Source organism: Candidatus Defluviilinea proxima (genome assembly GCA_016721115.1).
GTDB classification, from domain to species: Bacteria; Chloroflexota; Anaerolineae; order Anaerolineales; family Villigracilaceae; genus Defluviilinea; species Defluviilinea proxima.
Window position 1 is genome coordinate 453,445 of sequence record JADKIW010000001.1, and the last position, 18,451, is coordinate 471,895.

Below are 18,451 nucleotides of genomic sequence, written 5' to 3' on the forward strand. Positions count from 1 at the left end.
ATATGAACATCTATCGCACAAAACTTCTTCTACTTGTGTTCGTCATTCTCCTCTCTGCTTGCTCCAAATCACAGCCCGTTGCACCGACTACCACTCTCCCACCTCCCACCGCAACCAGCATACCGACAGAAACACCCACTGCAACACCGACCGAAGTTCCGACTGAAACTCCCATCCCTGCGCCAACACAAGACCCGCTCATTTTTGGCGCGATCCTGCAAACCGAAACTCAAGCCTTCTCCCTTGAACCCGTCGCCAATGCCATCTTCACCAAAACCATGGACGGCTTCATCGCAAGCGGCATCATCACGGAATATCAGGTCACACACGTCACCATCTTCCCCGGCAATGGCGGGCTACTCGCCGAGATCTACTTCAACGTCCGCTCGGCCAACGCCATGTGGCTCGAAGATGGCGGCACGCAAGCCGCCGATAATTGGATCAACGACAAGTGCAATCGTTTCGACTTCATCACCACCGACACAGAATTCCAACTCAAAAATCGCAGGATGTGCAGTTGATGTTCAATATTTCATGGGGATGCGATATACACCAAGAGTGAGATCGTCAAGATACGCGAAGCCAAGCCAAGGCCCAATGCTGTTCAGAAGGTACAATTACGGTCGAGTTCGAGAGAACGGCGATGTTTCTTAATAAGGATGAAATATGAAAGCTAAACCCATTCAATTTGTAATTTCAATTATTGCAATTGTTTTAGTTATAGTACACATTGTTTGGCCAGACCTAACAATAGACTTAATCACAGTGGCTTTACTTGTCATTGCAATTATCCCCTGGCTTGGTTCCTTATTCAGAGCTATCGAGTTACCCGGAGGCGTTAAGGTCGAATATCAAGAGTTAGAAAAGGTAACTGACTCAGCTAAAAAGGCTGGGCTTATTAAGCCATCAACAATTAAGAGCGCCAATCGGAAAAAAGGCACGAAAAAGCCTGTTTATGAGGAAATCGCATTTGAAGATCCAAATCTTGCCCTCGCAGGATTAAGAATTGAAATCGAAAAGCGACTTATTGAGATAGCAAAATCACATAACATCAATTCACATCGAACTGGTGTTGGAACACTATCAAGAATTTTGATGGAGAATAATATTCTCACCGGTTCAGAATACTCCGTACTTTCAGATATGGTTGTAATGCTAAATTCAGCAGTACATGGAGCAAAAGTAGATGACCAAGCTGTGAAATGGGCACTGGATAGTGGGAATCAAATACTTCATTCTCTTGATGAAAAGATGGCTGAAAAAGGGAAGTAGTTTTATGCATTCACGACGCGCACTACTGTACATCCCCGGCGATGACCGGCGCAAGATCGAAAAATCAACCACGCTTGGTGTGGACTCTATTTGCATGGATATGGAAGATGGAACCGCTCTCAGCAAAAAGGCGGAGGCTCGCCAGGTCATTGCACAGGCGATGAAGGAATTGAACTTCGGCGACTCGGAGCGATGCATCCGCATCAACAGCATCGGGTCAGGATTCGAGAAGGATGATCTGGCGTCCGCGTTGGCGGCACAGCCTGATTCCATTGTCGTGCCGAAGATCGAAACGGCAGAACAGGTGAAATGGGTCAGCGAGCAGATCGAATCGTATGAACTCTCGAACAAGTTGAATCTCGGGAGTATCCGTTTGTTGATCGGAGTGGAGACCGCCAAGGGAATTTTGAATCTGCGAGAAATCGCGAGCGCAGACAAACGTCTCGAAGCCATCATTTTTGGCGCGGAGGATTATGCCGCGTCGATCGGCGCGATCCGCACGAAGGAAGCGACCGAGGTGCTCTATGCACGGCAGGCTATTGTCACTGCCTGTGCGGCGAACGATCTGCAAGCCATCGACATGGTTTACATTGATTTCAAGGATGCCGAAGGTCTCCGCGCTGAGGCGGAGCAGGGAGCAGGATTCGGTTTCAGCGGGAAACAGATCATTCACCCGAATCAGGTTCAGGGTACGCAAGAGGCGTTCACTCCATCCGATGAAGCGGTTGCCTACGCAAGAAGAATTGTCGAGTCATTTGAAGCCAGTCAAAAAGAAGGCAAGGGTGCATACGCGCTCGATGGCAAAATGATCGACATGCCGCTCCTCAAGAACGCGCAAAAAGTTCTTGATCGTGCAAGGTCTGCAAGGAAGTTGTGATTTAAGTAACTTGTCAGCTATGCGGCGGCTCTGGTAAAGTGAGACCAATACAGGAGCCCTATGCACCAGTTCGTTCAATCTGCAATCGAAGCCGCCAAACAGGGAGATAACGCCAAGGCCTTGGCTTTTCTTAAGCAAGTCTTGAACGCCAATCCAAACGATGTGGATGCGTGGCTGGTATTGGCCGCAGTTGTCGACGATCCTCAACGCAAACGTCAGTGCCTGAAGCGCGTGCTCACACTGGACCCGGTCAACATGGTGGCGCGTGAAGAGTTGGAGGATATGGACCGCGCCGAGATGGGATACCCAGCAGACACCTTCGGTCTGACTCAAGATGGGTCTGCTCCTGTTTCAACAGAATCATACGAGCCTGAAAAATCTTCATCCTACTATTCATACGATCCATCAGCATTCGAACCTGAACCAGTTAAACAAGCACCTCCCCAAACAAAGGCCCCACCGCAAACGCCTGCTCCAAGAAAATCCCAAAAGAAACAGGGAAACGAAAAACCACAGGTATTCCAATATTCGCTCGTCTGGCGTGTTTTCATGTACATTGCCACAGCACTTTTCGGGGCTATCGGTTTGTTGATGCTCTTCAGCCGTGAGTTCAGCGTTGGCATGTCCTTCATTGGCATCTCAGCCTTATTTTTGATCGTCATCATGTTCGTTCTACCAACCGTGGAAATGACCAGCACAGGCATTCGCACTTCGGGCTTGTTCTCAAGCGGTGAAGCCAAATGGGATGAGATCGTCAAGATGAAATCGAATACCATGAAGAGCAGGATGGAACTGACCAAACGAAACAAACAAATGGTGTATGTTTCCTCTCAAGTGACTGGGTATTCGCAAATCGTGGAAACCCTGCGGCAGAAACGCCCCGATCTATTCGGCATGGCACCACGACCACAAGCACAAGTCAGCGCCAGCACTGACGATGGAGCAAGTTATGACAATGGTGCAAGAGCAGCAACATGGTCTGCCCCTGCATTCAAAGGCACAAGGAATTTCAGAAAAAGCTTTTTCATGCAATATGGCATCCTCATATTTATTATTCCATTATGCTTGTTCGCCGTATCCGCCGGAGCAGCCCCATCTGCCGACAATAAAACTTTTTTGGGCGGCATGCTCGTGGCACTTATATGTATCTATCAGTTCTTTGCCACGTTTTTCCAGACCAATAGCGTCAAGATAGCCGGGAACAAATTGACCATTGGATCGCTGTTCACAGAAAAATCATTCAGTGCAAAAGAGATCCGCGATATTAGATTGCAGGCAGTGCGTAGAAGGTACGGCAGTGTTGTGAATTACGTAAATATCACCACGGCCAATGGCAAAAACTACAGCGTGCAGGGATTCACGGACGGCGAAGAGGCGATCTATGGTTCGCTGACCAACTGGTGGGAAGCCTATCGAAATGCATAAGCACTTCTGAAATGGTCCAGGGGATAAGCCTGGAACAGGGGTTTAGATCTCGATCTTGTCATTACAAGGGTGATGATTAGGGAAACAACAATCCCTTAATTTAGAAAGACGACAACGCGTTAACAAAATGTCACATTGACATATGTAATTCATCGTAGAAGGGAATCTTAGAATGGATCAACTCATACAAGCCGCAATGGATGCCGCCAGGCAAGGCAACAAAAAACAGGCTACGGAGTACCTCAGGCAGGTGCTGATGGCCAACCCCAACGATCTGGAAGCGACTCTGTTACTTGGGAGTCTTGTCGATGAACCAGATCGCAAACGACAAATCTACAATCGTGTACTCTCATTAGACCCGGTCAACAAGGTTGCCCGCGAAGAGTTACTCAAACTGGACCGTATGGCCATGGGGAGTTTTCTCGCACAGATGGAACCTCCGCCGCCAGTCGCTCAGCCCAAACCTGTCTCTCCTCCACCAGCACCAGTGCAACAGAAGGAGATAACACAGCCCAAAAAAGCTACGGCGTCAGCACCCATACAGCAAACTGCAAAGCCAATAGAATCATCTCTACGAGAACAAGTTACGTTCGAGACACCGAAACCATCAATCCTTCGCATTCAAAAACCAATCGTATTCAAATATCCAATCGTTTGGCGTATTGTGATGTACCTATTTGTCATAGTTTTTGGCTGTGGAGGGCTCTTGGTCGCATCTGAAAGCTTTTCCGCTGGTCTACCGCTTCTTGCATTAGGTGTATTATTTGGCCTCACGACTTTATCGTTGCCACCCGGTATTGAAGTCAGCGATAAAGGAATACGCGTTATGAAGATGTTAGGCGGCTCGGAAATGCGCTGGGGCGACATGGCTCAGATCAAACCCAACGGAGCAAAACGCAACTTAGTTTTGGTGTCAAGCAAAGGTGAAACACTAAAAGTTTCCACGCAATTAAAAGGATACCCCGCCATTGTTGAGATACTACGCCAAAAGCGCCCTGACCTTTTAGGCATAAAAGATAACCAAGTAGCATCAAACGATCTTGGCGGACCTTCATTTACATCAACACAGATGCCGAAAGAAACAAAGGTCTTTAGGAAAAATTTCTTCGCGCAGTATTCCGTATTCTTCTTGTTAATTCCCCTCTGTCTGGTTGGCGCGTGGGCAACCATTACCATGGAAGAAAAGTTTGCTGGCATAGCCATCGGCCTGATCGGAGCAGTCTTCATTGCATTTGCCTTGTTCAGCACCAACCAGATCACGGTTAAACCCAACAAACTTGTCTTCGAATCCTTTATGGGCGAAAAGACATACACAGCGAAACAGATCAAAGAGATCAGCATGAAAACCGTCCGCGGCCGCTATGGAAGAGCGACGAATTACGTCAATGTACAACCTACTGAAGGCATTGCAGTCGCCGTTGCAGGTTTCTCTGAAGGTGACGAGGTGATCTATGGGTATCTGGTAAACTGGTGGGAAACCTATCGATACAAGTAAAATTGCCTTCCAAGAACTTTGAAACCCATATCGCCCTGAGCCCAATCCTCAGGGCGATATTTTTATCTTCTAACAAGGAAACCTAACTTGATCTCCCTCCTCTACGGTCTGCTTTCCTCTACATCATGGGGCACGGCAGATTTCATCGGCGGGCTGGCAACCAAAAAGACCAGCGCGATCCGCGTTCTCTATCTCGCCGAGATCGCGGGATTCGTTCCATTTCTATTCCTCGCGATCATTTTGCGCGAACCCATTCCCCCCATCAATGACCTGTTGATCAGCGCGCTTGCAAGCATCGTCGGCCTGGCGGGGCTTATCTTTTTATACCGCGCCCTCGCCGAAGGCCAAATGACCACATCCGCACCCGTCTCTGCGTTATTCGCCGCGCTTATCCCTGTCCTCTTCGGCATTTTCACACTGGGACTCCCCTCCCTCGCCACCCTGATCGGATTCGGACTCGCCTTTCTCGCGGTCTGGCTTATCTCCCAAACGGACTCCACAAACTGGCGTTTTCCCCTTCGAGGACTTCGCACCATCTCCAACCTACGCCTGCCGCTACTCTCAGGGCTTTTCTTTGGCTGTTACTTTATCCTCGTCCACAAGGCCACGATCAACGCCTTCTTCTGGCCATTGACCGCCGCACGCTTGGCAGGCTGTATCGCACTCGGACTCTTCGCGCTCATCACACGTCAACCTGCCATGCCCCCGCGCGAAACATGGACGTTCTGCATCCTCAACGGTGTGATAGACATTATGGGCAACGCCTTTTACGTTCTCGCCACCCACACCGGCCGCATCGACGTGGCCGCCGTTCTAGGTGCGCTGTACCCCGCGTCCACGGTCTTGCTGGCCTGGATATTCCTGAAAGAAAAGATCTCTGTAGTGCAGGGAATGGGAATCGTACTGGCATTTATCGCCATTGTGTTGTTTACGCTATAGTTTTCCGCTCTAAAAAAGTAAAGGCGTCCCGCGCATATGCACGGGACGCCTTTTATTCAATTGTACTTTTTGGAGTCGGGAGCTTGCTCCCGTATATACCGCCAGCGAGCTGGCTGACTCCAAAAGGAATTACGCCTCGTAATCCACGGCATCCTCTTCGATGGTCATCATCGGCTCATCTTTGTCTCTCTTGTCGAGGAACTGGAGCGTCAACGCGACCACTTTGGTGAAGTACTTCGTGTCGCCGTCCTTGCCCTCGAACTTCTCCGTTTTGAGCCTGCCTTCGAGGTACACCAGACTTCCCTTCTTGAGGTATTCCTGGCAGACCTCTCCGAGCCGTCCCCACGCTTCGATGTTGACCCATTCGGTATATTCCTTCATCTCGCCGCCAGTCTTCCAGCGCTGAGAAACAGCAAGGCTAAAATGGGCCACCTTCTTACCTGTGGGTGTGTACTTGCTTTCGGGGTCTTTACCCAAACGGCCGATCAGTTGCACACGGTTTAGTGCTGGCATGATCCCCTCACTTTCTGGTTACAGGTTCTTTTAGATGCAGTGTTAAGTGTCATATCAAATCTCCTTTTTTATCTAAAAGCGCATATTTTTTGTCCAGCCATCGAACAGGCTGGATTACGAACAGGGTTATACTTTGATTACGATTGACCCTCAGCAGGCTTCTCAGCCTCAGCCTGGATCTTCTTCAGAACGAGCATGCCCGTTTTCATCTCGACCACGTTGTATCCAGCGGGTAGAGCATCAAGCGCGTTCTCTTTGACCTCTTTCGAGAAGAAGAACATCCTGCCGTTGGAATGCAGGTAGTAGGTAGTACCTTTTGAATTAGTATGTGCGTAAGCCATTTTTTCTCCTTGTTTGAATTAGTTGGAACTTGAGTTTAGCACATATTTTCTATATCTGTCAACACTGGAGAATGGACTATGCGAAACGTCTCAACCTTGGATGAACTACGCTCCGCCCGCCTCTCTTTCTCAGGGACGGTTGGTCTGGTGCCAACTATGGGGTTTCTACACGAGGGGCATCTCTCTCTGATCCGCCGCGCAAGAGAAGAGTGCGACCATGTTGCCGTCTCTATCTTCGTCAACCCGACCCAATTCGGGCCAAAGGAAGATCTCTCGAAGTATCCGCGTGATATCGAACGCGACTTACGCCTGATCGAACCCTACACAGACCTGGTGTGGATACCGTCAGCGGAGATCATGTATCCGAAGGGGTATCAGACCTGGGTGGAGGTAGATGCGATCACAAGTCCACTGGAAGGCTCTATGAGGCCGGGCCACTTCAAGGGTGTGACAACCATCGTCGCCAAATTATTCAATGGAGTTCAACCGCATAAGGCTTACTTCGGCCAAAAGGACGCGCAACAGGTGGCAGTTATCCGCCAGATGGTGAGAGACCTAAACTTCCCGCTCGAGGTTGTGGTCTGCCCCACGGCCCGTGAAGCGGATGGCTTGGCGATGTCGAGCCGCAATGTGTACCTTGACCCCGAACAACGCAAGGCCGCCACGGTGCTCTTCCGCTCGTTGAGTGCGGCAAAGGGTTTATATGAAGGCGGCGAGCGTGATGCCGAAAAGATCAGGGGAAAGATGAAAGAGGTGTTGGCGAGCGAACCGTTGGCAGAACCACAATATGTTTCCTGCGCCGACTACGACACGTTGGAAGAGTTGGCCGAGGTCAAAGGCAAAGCACTGCTCTCGATGGCGGTATTTATCGGGAAGACGCGCTTGATCGATAATTTTGTGCTGGGGTAAGGTATGAAGGCCAATTACTGGGTTCGTCTCGGCATCATGACGGTAGTTTCACTATTGGTCATGTTCGCAGTGACTTTGGTGTGGTTCAGCTACCAACAAACCCAGAACTATCTACACCCAACACGGCAGGCTGTATCGGAAGGCTTGTTGAATGCACAGGGAATGTACCCTCAGCACGTGACTTTGACCACAGAAGATAACGTCAAGCTGGCGGCTTGGTATACGCCCCCGCAAAACGGAGCGGTCATCCTTGTGGCACACGGATACGGCGATAGACGCTCTGAAGAGTACTTTTTGTTGTTTGCCCAAAAGGGATATGGTGTGCTCGCATGGGATTTCCGCGCCCACGGCCAAAGTGAAGGGGATTTTTCCTCGCTTGGATATTATGAAGTCATCGATACCAAAGCCGCGCTGGATTTTGCGCTTTCTCAACCGGGCGTGGAACACATCGGCGCGTGGGGCGGTTCGATGGGCGCGGTGACGATGGTCCGCGCGACGGCCCAATATCCGCAGATCGAGGCGCTCGTAGCAGATAGTCCCTTTGCGGCATTGGAAGATGAAATGAATTTACGGGTCACACTCCCGCCCATGCGACCATTGATCCGCTTTTTCGCTGAAAGAGCGATTGATGTAGGCTTTGATAGGGTTCGGCCGGTGGATGAAATCGGGAAGATCAGTCCGCGCCCGATTTTTCTCATTCAAGGCCTGGCCGATTCCATGGTTCCACTCGATTCAGCGCAACGGTTATTTGATGCGGCGAGTGAACCACGTCAGCTTTGGCTGGAGGAGGGCGTCGGTCATTTGGGGATGTATGGGACGTATGAGGAGAAATATACCCGGCAGGTGATCGGGTTCTTTGATAGGTATTTGTTGGGGAAATAAGAGCATTCCGCCGATAACAAAGGGCGGGGAGACCCCGCCCTTACGTTATTGCTTTTTCTGCTAATGCAATTGCCCCCAACATGCCGGCACGGCTACCAAGACCGGGCGGGACAATATACTGGTCAATGTTCTTTGTAATCGCTGGCGATTGAACATACCCGTTCAGGATCATTTGCACATTCTTGCGGATCAATGGGAGAAGTTCTTCCCGCCCACCCACGCCGCCGCCGATGATGATACGTTGTGGCGAAAGGGTCGTGACGAAGTTCGCGAGTGCCAATGCCACGTAATGCGCTTCCAATTCCCAGGCGGGATGATCGAGCGGAAGTGTCTCTGCCTTCTGGCCCCAACGTTTTTCCAATGCGGGACCAGATGCCAACCCTTCGAAACAATCCTTGTGAAATGGACATGCACCTTCGAACGGGTCACGTTCTCTATTGTGCGGGATCATGATGTGTCCCATTTCGGGGCAGAGCAATCCATGCAGGAGTTTTCCATTCGCAACCACACCGCCGCCGATGCCAGTGCCGACCGTGATATAGATGAATGTGTCGAGTCCCTGCCCTGCTCCCCACGTCCATTCGCCCATTGCTGAGCCGTTTACGTCCAGATCAAAGGCAATGGGAATATCAAAGTTCGATCTCAACATGCCCAACACATTCGCGTTCGACCAGCCGGGTTTGGGCGTCGGGAGGACAAAGCCATAGGTTGGCGAAGCAGGCTCCGGGTCGACCGGACCGAACGTAGCAACGCCCAAAGCGGAGAGTCGGCCAAAGTCTGCTTCTGCTTGTTTGAAGAAGGAGACGGCTTGTCCCAATGTTTCTTCAGGAGTGGTTGTGGGAATTCGGGCTTCGCGGCGAATATCATCGGGCGAGGTTCCCACCACACAGTTGAACTTGGTACCGCCACCTTCGATACCGCCAAAGAGTTTGTTCATGGGCCCCACTTTAGATCTTGTGCATAGGTTGTGAGTATCACTGGCGGGCGACCATCATAATACGTGACTTCTGCCTGCCCACCCACGTACACATCCTGCATGGGCGCGAAGACAATGATGACGAAGCTGGCATCTGGTGCCCAGAGCACTTCGTTGATCAGTTGTAGGCCTTCGGGGTTGAGAACAGTTCTCCCGGTTACACCATCGGGCGCCGAGCGGACGATTTGCAACGGGGCACGGTTGATAAAGCCATCGGGTGAGGGTGCGGCAGAAAAGAAATAATACAACTGACCATCAGGTGCGAGGTAGGGTTCATCGGGCAGGTTGTACGCGCCGCTTCCAGCATCGCTGGGAATCAGAGTGGTGATCGCACCAGTTACAGCATCCACACGCCAGAGACCCGAGCCAAACATACCCAAACTTGGGTTGGCAGAGAATAACGCGGCGCTATCGGGGGTCCATCCCTGTTTGGCGCAACAGAAGATCGCCCCTTCGCCACTGATACGGACCAACGAGTTTGTAGCAGGGACATAAATACCGGAAGAGATACCATCACTATTAGGGATGGCAACTGTAATGAGAATCTTTGTGCCATCGGGTGAATAGTTCTTCGGCACATACATTTCACGTGTCATCCCTGTGGATGCGTCCACTTGTTGCGGCAGGACGGTCGTTGGTGTACCGCCAATGATGGAATAGAGGTTCAAGCCACGCAGACCGTAGGCAATGGTCAACCCATCGGGCGAGAATACAGGATTACTAATGCTGGTGGACATCTGATTGTTCGGGTCTACCACGCCTCCATCCACCAACAGACTGCGGCCGGAGCCATCCGCATTGATGGACAGAAGCTGATTGTTCGCTACGTAAGCCATACTGCCATCGATAGGCGAGACATCAAACGAACTGACATTACTCGGTTCGAATGTGATCTGGCGCGTTGTCACACCATCCCGCTCCACACGAAAGACCTGCGCCAGCCCGGAACCATCGGAGCCGATGTAATATAAACTGCGAGGCAATATCCCAGCGGGTGCAGGGGTGGCACTTGGTGCGTCAGGCACAACCGTGGAAGAAACCGGGGTGAGCGCCTGCAACGTACCCGCTACAATGGTCGCCACTTGATCGGTTGTCGGTTCGCTATCACCTGTTCCAATAGGCAGGGCGCAGGCAAGAGCAGTCGCTGTTAAAACCAAAAGAGAAACAATAAAACGGAAATTTTTGTTCATAAGCACCTCATCAATAATGATTTAACCACTAAGACACGGAGACACAGAGAGTTTCATTTCTCAGTATGTCCGTGTCTTAGCGATGTAAAGAAACTATTACACTTGTTCGAAACGTTCCACAGGGACAACAAAGAGTGTGGCGCGTTTTTCGCCCGAAGGCAATGCAGGCAGTTTCGCACGGATCAATTCAAGGCAGGTTTCCAAGCGTTCATCCACCACGCCCAACAAAAGCGTAACAATACCGCTCCGCATGAATCCACCTGTGGATGCAACACGCGTTACGCGATATTGTTCGGATGTCAACGTCTGTGTGACTTCATCAGCGTCATGGTCTTTCAGAATAAGGACGATCATTTTCATGGTATAGGCTCCACGTTAGAATTCTTCAAAGTGTTCCACAGGCAAGGCAAAAATGGTAGCTCCACCCACAGTAACAGGAACAGGCGTCGGCATGGGAAGAGGCGAACCGTCCAAGGGCATGGTCAGATACTCGATATGCTGTTTACATGTTTCCTGCAAAACCCGAATTGCCATCTCTTCTTTCCCATCACGCAGACCGATCAACAGAGTCGCGTTACGACGGCCGAGAAATCCACCTGCGCTGAAAAGATACACCACAGGCAGGTTTAACTTCTCCAGTGAGCGGGTTGCGTCATCGCGGTCCTGCTCCTGAACAACAGCAAGCATTAACAATTTGATCCCCGGAACATCCATACATCCTCCAAATTAAAACCAATTATATAGGATAGTATACAGGATACTGGCAATTGTACAAGCCAAAAGCATTACAGGCAGGCCACGTTGCATCCATAACTTTGCAGTGATGGGCTTGCGTGTTTTTTCAGAGAGGGTCACAACAATAATATTGGCAGTCGAACCAATGATCGTGCCGTTACCACCAAAGCCCGCACCGAACGCCAGCGCCCACCACAACGGCGCAATATTGACTCCCGTTTCGCCCAAGCCTTGAATGATGGGAATTAAAGCAATCGTGATCGGGATGTTATCCACGACCGCCGAAAGGATCGCCACCATCCAAATCATGGCTACGCCAAACAACACCGGGTTGACATTGGATGCGCCTCGAAACAACCCGACAATTGATTCAAAGACCCCGGCTTTTTCCAACCCGCCAACCATTACAAAGAGCGCTCCGAAGAAGACAAGCACATTCCATTCCACCTTTCGAAGCGTTTCATGCATATCTGGCTGTACTAATAATAGGGCAACAGCGGCGGCCCCCAGTGCCACAAAAGCGGGTTCAATTTGCAAAAGATGATGCACAAAGAAAAACAAGATCGCCGCTCCCAACACGATCAAGAGTTTTTTTGCAGTTTCAGGTTCATTGAGCGATTGCGCTGGGTTCAGTCTCATCACCGCCCGCACACTGCGCGGACGTTTCGACAATTCCTTTTTGAATAAATAGCGCAATAAGAACAACGCTCCTGCCCACACCACTGCGACAACTGGCAGAGAATGGATAAGAAAATCATTGAACGAAAAGCCAGCCGCAGAGCCGATCAAAACATTGGGCGGGTCGCCCACCAAAGTTGCTACGCCGCCAGTATTGGACAGGATCGCTTCTGCCACAAGATAGGGAATGGCGCTCACGCCTAAAATTTCACTGATAAGCAAAGTCACAGGCGCGATCAATACAACTGTTGTCACATTATCGAGGAACATCGAAAGGAGGGTTGTTACACTTCCAAGCAATATGAACAACCGCATGGGCTTCCCCTTGGATGCGCGCGCGGCCAACACGGCCAGATACTGAAAGAAACCCGTTGGCTCAAGCATGGCTACAATGATCATCATGCCCATCAACAAGCCAAGCGTCTCAAAGTCTATGGCTTCGATGGCAGACTTCATATCATAAAAATGGAGGACCTGCCCCAATGTGATCATCAACATGGCCCCGGCAAAAGCAATGATGGTGCGATTGATCTTCTCAATAAAGATCAATGCAAGGCTGACAACGAAGATCAAACCCGCGAATACGGGAGCCACCATCTCAATCCACCTTCTCCCATGCAGAGAGGATGGCTGAGCCAATATCCACGCGAGAGGCCACCCCAACCAAAGTGCCATCCTGGGAAACGACCGGTATATCGTGCAGGTTATGTTGCAACATCAAGGCATAGGCACGTAGTAAACCGCACTCTTCATCCACAGTGACCGCTTCTTTTATCAGCGACTTCACAGACTTAGCCAACGTCTTCGCCGCAGGGCGAGTGGTCTCTACTGCCCCAAAATCATGGACGAAGTCAACATCTTCGATAAATTGCACGAAATCGGGTAATTCCAGGTTAAGAAGATCACGCAAGCTAACCACACCGACCAGTTTATTATTTTTATCCACCACCGGCAAAAGGCCAATGTGCTTTTTGACAATGATCGCGGCGGCTTCGCGGATGGTCGCTGTTACAGGAATGGAAACAACCTGACGTTTCATATGTTTGCTGATATTCATGAAGTCTCCTTGTTTGTCGACACGCCTGATGAGTTAATTAGCCTTGTCAAATGGCCGTATGTTCAAGATCAGAAATCCTGTGATGCCGGCCAATAACGAACTAAGCAGAATACTGATCTTGGTACTTTGGATGACATCCGCTTTATCGAATGCCAGTAAAGTAATAAAGATCGACATGGTAAACCCGATACCACCTAAAAAGCCTGCACCAATAATATGTTTCCAAGTTATATCACTCGATAGCTGGGATATGCGTGTTTTGACTGCCAAAAAACCAGCCACGAAAATACCCAAAGGCTTACCAAAGAACAAACCAGCAAAGACGCCCAGGCTATTGGGAACTGTCAGACTTTCAAACCACCTTCCGCTTAATACAATACCGGTATTGGTCAATGCAAAGATAGGCATAATAATAAAAGCAACCGGCCTATGCAGGAAATGTTGCAATCTATAAGAGGGGGAAGTCTCACTACCATCACCAAACGGGAGTGCAAATGCCAAAAGGACTCCCGCTGAGGTAGCATGGACGCCCGACTGAAGCATAAAGTACCACATCACAGCGCCGGGGATCAGATAAAAGGCCAATCTCTGCACACCAAGACGATTCAAGAGCAATAATCCCGCGAACACAGCCAAAGCCAAAATGAAATAGATGAGCGAAAAGTTCCCCACATAGAACAGGGCAATGATGAGAATCGCGCCCAGATCATCGATGATGGCTAACGCGGTGAGAAAAATCTTCAAAGAAGGAGGTATCCTTTTTCCAAGCAAAGCAAGCACGCCCAATGCAAAGGCAATATCAGTTGCCATGGGAATACCGATTCCATTCTGTGTTACGGTCCCTCGATTGAGCAGAAAATAAAATAGAGCTGGTACAGCCATGCCGCCGATCGCCGCAACAATAGGCAAAGAGGCGCTTTTCAAATCGGACAATTCGCCGATATAGATCTCTCGTTCGATCTCAAGGCCGATCAACAGAAAAAAGATCGCCATCAAGCCATCGTTAACCCAATGCTCAATGCTATATTTCAAAACAATGCCACTGTAATTAAACCCAAGTTTCTGATGCCAGAAATCTATAAAGCTTTTCCCGAATGGCGAGTTGGCAATAACAATTGCCGTGATCGTACAAAGAATCAAAACAATTCCTGAAGATTTCTCGCTCTCAAAAAATTCAACAAAGAGCTTCGTCAACCTTCGATTCATTGGTTTGATGATGGGTCTTATTTTCTCTCGCATTGAAAACACTCCTTTGGCATATAAGTAAAAGATACAATAATCTTGATTTTCATCCAAAGGGTTTACAGATAAAGCATATATCATACAGATATATCTTCCATTCTCCCTTTTACTTCCCCTCCTTAAAATGACCTTCAATCCCACAAATTTTTATACCATAGATGTTTTCGGCTTTGATTAATTCCAGCAGTGACTGTGGTCAGCATCTGCTGGAATTATCATGAAGCGTTTGATTTATCCAAGTCTCCCTTTTGTCCCTGTTTATTTATAAGATGCTTCACAACCATGGCGCAAAATGGACAGGCCATGTGATGCTTCGGGCTCGATCACAGCAGTAATACGCATGTTGGCTTCCAAACGAGTATTGGCCTTGGGAACCCATTCGCGCCGTCCATTTGAACAACGAACGAGAATACAACCAGCAGGCAAGCCTAATGCATGAACGGGTTTTCCATCAAATGGGGCTCCCTCCTGGATCGTAAAGTCCATGACGATGGGCTGTGTTGGATTGGCCTGATCCCCCTCGTGTAAGAGGTCACGTTCCAGTAACACTTCATAGATCGGCAAATCTTTGAGATATTCTGCAACAGCATAGGCAAAGAAACAACTGATCAACAACGGCAACATTTGTTCATAATTACCGGTCATCTCGATAATGAGCACAACGCCTGTCAACGGCGCGCGGACGATTGCTATAAAGTATGCCGCCATCCCAACCACTGCGAACGCGGCGGGCGTCACATTGGCAGAGGGCACAACCAGCACAGCGACCTTCCCCACTGCAAGACCGATCAATGCTCCCAACACCAATAACGGAGCGAAAATTCCGCCCGGCACGCCTGTTCCATAACTGGATACTGTCAACAAAAAGCGGACCGTGAACCACAACGGAATGGCAGTTAAAGCAATCTTGCCGCTCAAAGTCATTTCTGCGAGCGGATGCCCATTACCAATTGCCATTGGAGAAAACCAACCAATCAAGCCGATCAATGCCCCCGTGACGGCCACAGCAAGATATTTATTCTTCATGCGACCATACAACTCAAGCGAAGCAACAAGACTGCGATTGAAAAAGACGCCTAATACTCCTGCAACAATTCCAAGGATTGCGAAAGCAGGCAATGTCTCTATAGGCTGAGGTAAATATTTAGGGACAGAAAAAACAGGAAACGGGTCTGCACCGATGCGTGCAACAACATCCGCTACTGCCGCGGCCAAGAACGCCGCGCCAAACACAATGGGATGAAAGTCGCGTTGTACTTCCTCCAAAACGAACACCAAGCCAGATAACGGTGCATTGAATGCGGCAGCGAGACCGGCGCCTGCTCCCGCTGAGATCAGAGTCAGGCGTTCACGAGGTGACACCTTCAAACCATCTGCGATCGCGGCGCCTACAGCACCTCCCATTTGAACGGTCGGGCCTTCACGTCCCAATGCCAGACCACTACCAATGGCAAGAATTCCGCCAAAGAACTTAACGGGCAGAATACGTGACCATTTCAATTCCCGTATGCGTTGTAATACTGCTTCAAGAAAAGGGATGCCGCTCCCTTTGGCTTCAGGCGCATAACGCCGCACAAGGACGAGGGAAAGAGTGGCGCTAGATACACTGAACAAGATGGGAAATATCCAACCCCATATCGGTTGTTCATGTGATTTTGTTATCAGAAGATTCCGCAAGGTATCTGCACCAGATAACGCACCTCGAAATAAAATAGCGACAATACCAGCACACAACCCCACCAGCGCGGCGAGTGGGAATAAACGACGTCTTTGTTGTCGAAGATAGAGATACTCTTGAATTTCAGAACGCACCACTTCTTCTTCTACTTCAGTCGACTTTTCTTTTGTCATATAAATATCCTTTAGAAAAAATTCTGCTCAATTTTTATACCATAGAACAACATGGCCTTCGGTATCCCCCCGTAAATAAAAAGAGACTATCACCTTGTAAGTGATAGCCTCTTCGCAACAACAAAATACTTCTTATTGAAAATACTGTAACGCCAGCCGCAAACGATCTTCCACATCATCGGGCGCATCTTTCGCAATGGACTGGATCGCGGCTTGTGCCTCGACCACCGAATAGCCCAGTGACGTCAATGCCGCAAGGACTTCGCCATCCTTATCGGATAGTGTTGCAATCTTTCCAAGTGCATCCGTCGGCTTGAGTTTGTCTTTGAGATGAAGCGCCATCTTTTGCGCGGTCTTCTTCCCCACACCAGGAACACGGCTCAACAAGTCGCCTTCGTCGGCAAAGACAGCGCGTTGCACGGCATCCAATGTCATTGTGGATAAGACCGATAATGCAACTTTCGGGCCGACACCATCCACACCAAGCAAGGTGAGGAAGAGTTCCCGGTCAGCTTGTGATTCAAAGCCGTACAACGTCAACGCATCCTCGCGGACAACGAGATGGGTATATAAAAACGCCGCTTCACCAGCCTTGAGCTTGGTCCGCATTGGCGCAGGGACAAAGACTCGCAGTCCCACTCCACCAACTTCAAGGATGAGGGCGTTCTCTTCGATCTGTGAAACTTCACCGCGTAATGTTGCTATCATGGTTTTGATTTTACCGTAAATAAATACTGTAGGGGCGCAGCAATGCTGCGCCCCTACTTATTCGTATCTCTTTGTATTCAAATGTGTAATCGCGATGGCTAATGCATCGGCGGCATCATCGGGCTTGGGGATGGAGTCGAGTTGGAGCAAGGCGCGCACCATTTCCTGCACCTGGCGTTTATCCGCGCCGCCATAACCAGCGACGGCGTTCTTCACTTCTTTGGGGGCGTATTCAAATGCTTCGACCCCCGCTTTTTGTAATGCCAGTAAAACTACACCGCGTGCCTGTCCCACCGCAATACCGGTGGTGACATTACGAGCAAAGAATAATTTTTCAACGGCGGCGGTATCGGGTTTGTATTCCTCGATCAGGTCACACAACTGATCGTAGATCATTTCGAGACGTGCAGAAGCGGTGTCCTCTTTGGGGGTGGAGATCACTCCATAGGAAACAGCGACCAGATCCCCGTTACGCGCGAGGCGCACGAGTCCGTATCCTGTTGTGGCGGTGCCGGGGTCAATTCCTAATGCGAGGGTCATTTAAATAATTGTAGGGACGACCAGTTGGTCGTCCCTACATGTGATCGTTATTAAGCAGTTTCGAGTGCGGCTAAGGCTTCATCCGAAACCTTGAGGTTCGAGTACACGTTCTGCACATCATCGAGGTCTTCGATGGTCTCGAGGCCTTTGAGAACTTGCATCGTATCTTCGGCGCTGAGTTCCATTTCCTGTTTGGGCATCATGCGCAGACCGGCTTCATCAGGTTTGACGCTGGCCTTGTGCAACGCATCGGCCACCAACTTGAACGATTCCACTGGAGCTAATATTTCAATGTTGCCGTTCTCTTCGAGCACATCGTTCGCACCGGCTTCGATGCCAAGCTCGAAAGCTTTATCGAAATTCATCGCCGTGGAAGGGAACGAGAAATATGCGATGCGTTCGAACTGCCAACCCACTGCGCCGGGCTCGGCCATGCTACCGCCCGCCTTCGAAAGAGCGTGACGAAGGTCCGACACGGTGCGATTGCGGTTATCGGTGACAGCTTCAACCATCACAGCCACGCCATGCGCCACATACCCTTCGTATGTGATCGACTCGAACACCACACCGTCTTTATCCTCACCGGCACCGCGTTTGATGGCACGCTCGATATTATCCTTGGGCATGTTCTCAGCCCGGGCTTTATCCACTGCGAGGCGCAAGCGGAAATTAGAATCGATATCACTGCCGCCCTCACGCGCCGCAATGACGATCTCACGCGCCAGGCGTGTAAAGATCGCGCCGCGTTTGGCATCAGCCACGCCTTTTTTGCGTTTGATGGTAGACCATTTTGAATGTCCAGACATTGGAACTCCTTACGT

21 protein-coding genes are annotated in these 18,451 nt (G+C 49.9%); 8 read left to right on the forward strand and 13 right to left on the reverse strand.

All coding sequences use genetic code 11. From position 1 onward, the window contains the following. Window positions 1–2: 2 nt before the first annotated feature. The 6 genes from IPP66_02150 to IPP66_02175 all read left to right on the forward strand — a co-directional run bounded on the left by IPP66_02150 (window position 3) and on the right by IPP66_02175 (window position 6,008). Entirely contained in the window at window positions 3–521 is a 519-nt protein-coding gene (locus IPP66_02150; GenBank protein ID MBK9924069.1) for a hypothetical protein, read from the forward strand. Window positions 522–666: 145 nt separating this feature from the next. After that, complete coding sequence (locus IPP66_02155) at window positions 667–1,272, forward strand: hypothetical protein (protein MBK9924070.1); 606 nt, start codon at window positions 667–669, stop codon at window positions 1,270–1,272. A 4-nt stretch (window positions 1,273–1,276) separates the two neighbouring features. Continuing rightward, the gene (locus tag IPP66_02160; GenBank protein ID MBK9924071.1) at window positions 1,277–2,149 is read left to right on the forward strand and encodes a CoA ester lyase; all 873 of its coding nucleotides are present in this window, start codon (window positions 1,277–1,279) and stop codon (window positions 2,147–2,149) included. 60 nt (window positions 2,150–2,209) lie between these two features. Further along, window positions 2,210–3,574, forward strand: coding sequence for a hypothetical protein (locus IPP66_02165; GenBank protein ID MBK9924072.1), 1,365 nt, complete (start codon window positions 2,210–2,212; stop codon window positions 3,572–3,574). 172 nt (window positions 3,575–3,746) lie between these two features. Beyond that, window positions 3,747–5,069 carry a hypothetical protein gene (locus tag IPP66_02170; GenBank protein ID MBK9924073.1) on the forward strand — a complete coding sequence of 441 codons (1,323 nt, stop codon included), beginning with the start codon at window positions 3,747–3,749 and terminating at the stop codon, window positions 5,067–5,069. A gap of 87 nt (window positions 5,070–5,156) precedes the next feature. Continuing rightward, window positions 5,157–6,008, forward strand: coding sequence for a DMT family transporter (locus tag IPP66_02175; GenBank protein ID MBK9924074.1), 852 nt, complete (start codon window positions 5,157–5,159; stop codon window positions 6,006–6,008). Window positions 6,009–6,137: 129 nt separating this feature from the next. On the opposite strand, the gene ssb is transcribed toward IPP66_02175, so the two are convergent. After that, on the reverse strand, window positions 6,138–6,521 hold the full coding sequence (gene ssb / locus IPP66_02180) for a single-stranded DNA-binding protein (GenBank protein MBK9924075.1): 384 nt from the start codon (window positions 6,519–6,521) through the stop codon (window positions 6,138–6,140). Window positions 6,522–6,658: 137 nt separating this feature from the next. Beyond that, window positions 6,659–6,862: a hypothetical protein gene (locus IPP66_02185; GenBank protein MBK9924076.1), complete on the reverse strand. Its 204-nt coding sequence runs from the start codon at window positions 6,860–6,862 to the stop codon at window positions 6,659–6,661. A 78-nt stretch (window positions 6,863–6,940) separates the two neighbouring features. Here IPP66_02185 and IPP66_02190 point away from each other — a divergent pair, with 78 nt between their 5' ends. Together IPP66_02190 and IPP66_02195 are read left to right on the forward strand one after the other, a co-directional pair. Continuing rightward, on the forward strand, window positions 6,941–7,771 hold the full coding sequence (locus IPP66_02190; protein MBK9924077.1) for a pantoate--beta-alanine ligase: 831 nt from the start codon (window positions 6,941–6,943) through the stop codon (window positions 7,769–7,771). A gap of 3 nt (window positions 7,772–7,774) precedes the next feature. Continuing rightward, window positions 7,775–8,653, forward strand: a complete 879-nt coding sequence (locus IPP66_02195) for an alpha/beta hydrolase (protein MBK9924078.1) — start codon at window positions 7,775–7,777, stop codon at window positions 8,651–8,653. 40 nt (window positions 8,654–8,693) lie between these two features. Here IPP66_02195 and IPP66_02200 read toward each other — a convergent pair whose 3' ends face one another. The 11 genes from IPP66_02200 to IPP66_02250 form a co-directional block, all read right to left on the reverse strand. Next, the gene (locus IPP66_02200) at window positions 8,694–9,590 is read right to left on the reverse strand and encodes an ROK family protein (protein MBK9924079.1); all 897 of its coding nucleotides are present in this window, start codon (window positions 9,588–9,590) and stop codon (window positions 8,694–8,696) included. After that, entirely contained in the window at window positions 9,587–10,819 is a 1,233-nt protein-coding gene (locus tag IPP66_02205) for a PD40 domain-containing protein (GenBank protein MBK9924080.1), read from the reverse strand. The genes IPP66_02200 and IPP66_02205 overlap by 4 nt, the downstream gene beginning before the upstream one ends. Before the next feature lie 96 nt (window positions 10,820–10,915). Continuing rightward, complete coding sequence (locus tag IPP66_02210; GenBank protein ID MBK9924081.1) at window positions 10,916–11,179, reverse strand: cyclic-di-AMP receptor; 264 nt, start codon at window positions 11,177–11,179, stop codon at window positions 10,916–10,918. A 15-nt stretch (window positions 11,180–11,194) separates the two neighbouring features. Beyond that, complete coding sequence (locus IPP66_02215) at window positions 11,195–11,533, reverse strand: cyclic-di-AMP receptor (protein MBK9924082.1); 339 nt, start codon at window positions 11,531–11,533, stop codon at window positions 11,195–11,197. Window positions 11,534–11,545: 12 nt separating this feature from the next. Next, the gene (locus IPP66_02220; GenBank protein MBK9924083.1) at window positions 11,546–12,829 is read right to left on the reverse strand and encodes an ArsB/NhaD family transporter; all 1,284 of its coding nucleotides are present in this window, start codon (window positions 12,827–12,829) and stop codon (window positions 11,546–11,548) included. Between the two features lies 1 nt (window position 12,830). Next, a complete protein-coding gene (locus tag IPP66_02225; GenBank protein ID MBK9924084.1) occupies window positions 12,831–13,289 on the reverse strand; it encodes a CBS domain-containing protein in 459 nt (152 codons plus the stop codon). Window positions 13,290–13,322: 33 nt separating this feature from the next. Continuing rightward, the gene (gene nhaA, locus IPP66_02230; protein ID MBK9924085.1) at window positions 13,323–14,495 is read right to left on the reverse strand and encodes a Na+/H+ antiporter NhaA; all 1,173 of its coding nucleotides are present in this window, start codon (window positions 14,493–14,495) and stop codon (window positions 13,323–13,325) included. A 294-nt stretch (window positions 14,496–14,789) separates the two neighbouring features. After that, complete coding sequence (clcA, locus tag IPP66_02235) at window positions 14,790–16,382, reverse strand: H(+)/Cl(-) exchange transporter ClcA (protein ID MBK9924086.1); 1,593 nt, start codon at window positions 16,380–16,382, stop codon at window positions 14,790–14,792. A 132-nt stretch (window positions 16,383–16,514) separates the two neighbouring features. After that, window positions 16,515–17,090 carry a Holliday junction branch migration protein RuvA gene (gene ruvA / locus IPP66_02240; protein ID MBK9924087.1) on the reverse strand — a complete coding sequence of 192 codons (576 nt, stop codon included), beginning with the start codon at window positions 17,088–17,090 and terminating at the stop codon, window positions 16,515–16,517. A gap of 57 nt (window positions 17,091–17,147) precedes the next feature. Next, the gene (ruvC, locus tag IPP66_02245) at window positions 17,148–17,630 is read right to left on the reverse strand and encodes a crossover junction endodeoxyribonuclease RuvC (GenBank protein ID MBK9924088.1); all 483 of its coding nucleotides are present in this window, start codon (window positions 17,628–17,630) and stop codon (window positions 17,148–17,150) included. A 50-nt stretch (window positions 17,631–17,680) separates the two neighbouring features. Continuing rightward, window positions 17,681–18,436, reverse strand: a complete 756-nt coding sequence (locus IPP66_02250; protein ID MBK9924089.1) for a YebC/PmpR family DNA-binding transcriptional regulator — start codon at window positions 18,434–18,436, stop codon at window positions 17,681–17,683. Window positions 18,437–18,451: the final 15 nt, after the last annotated feature.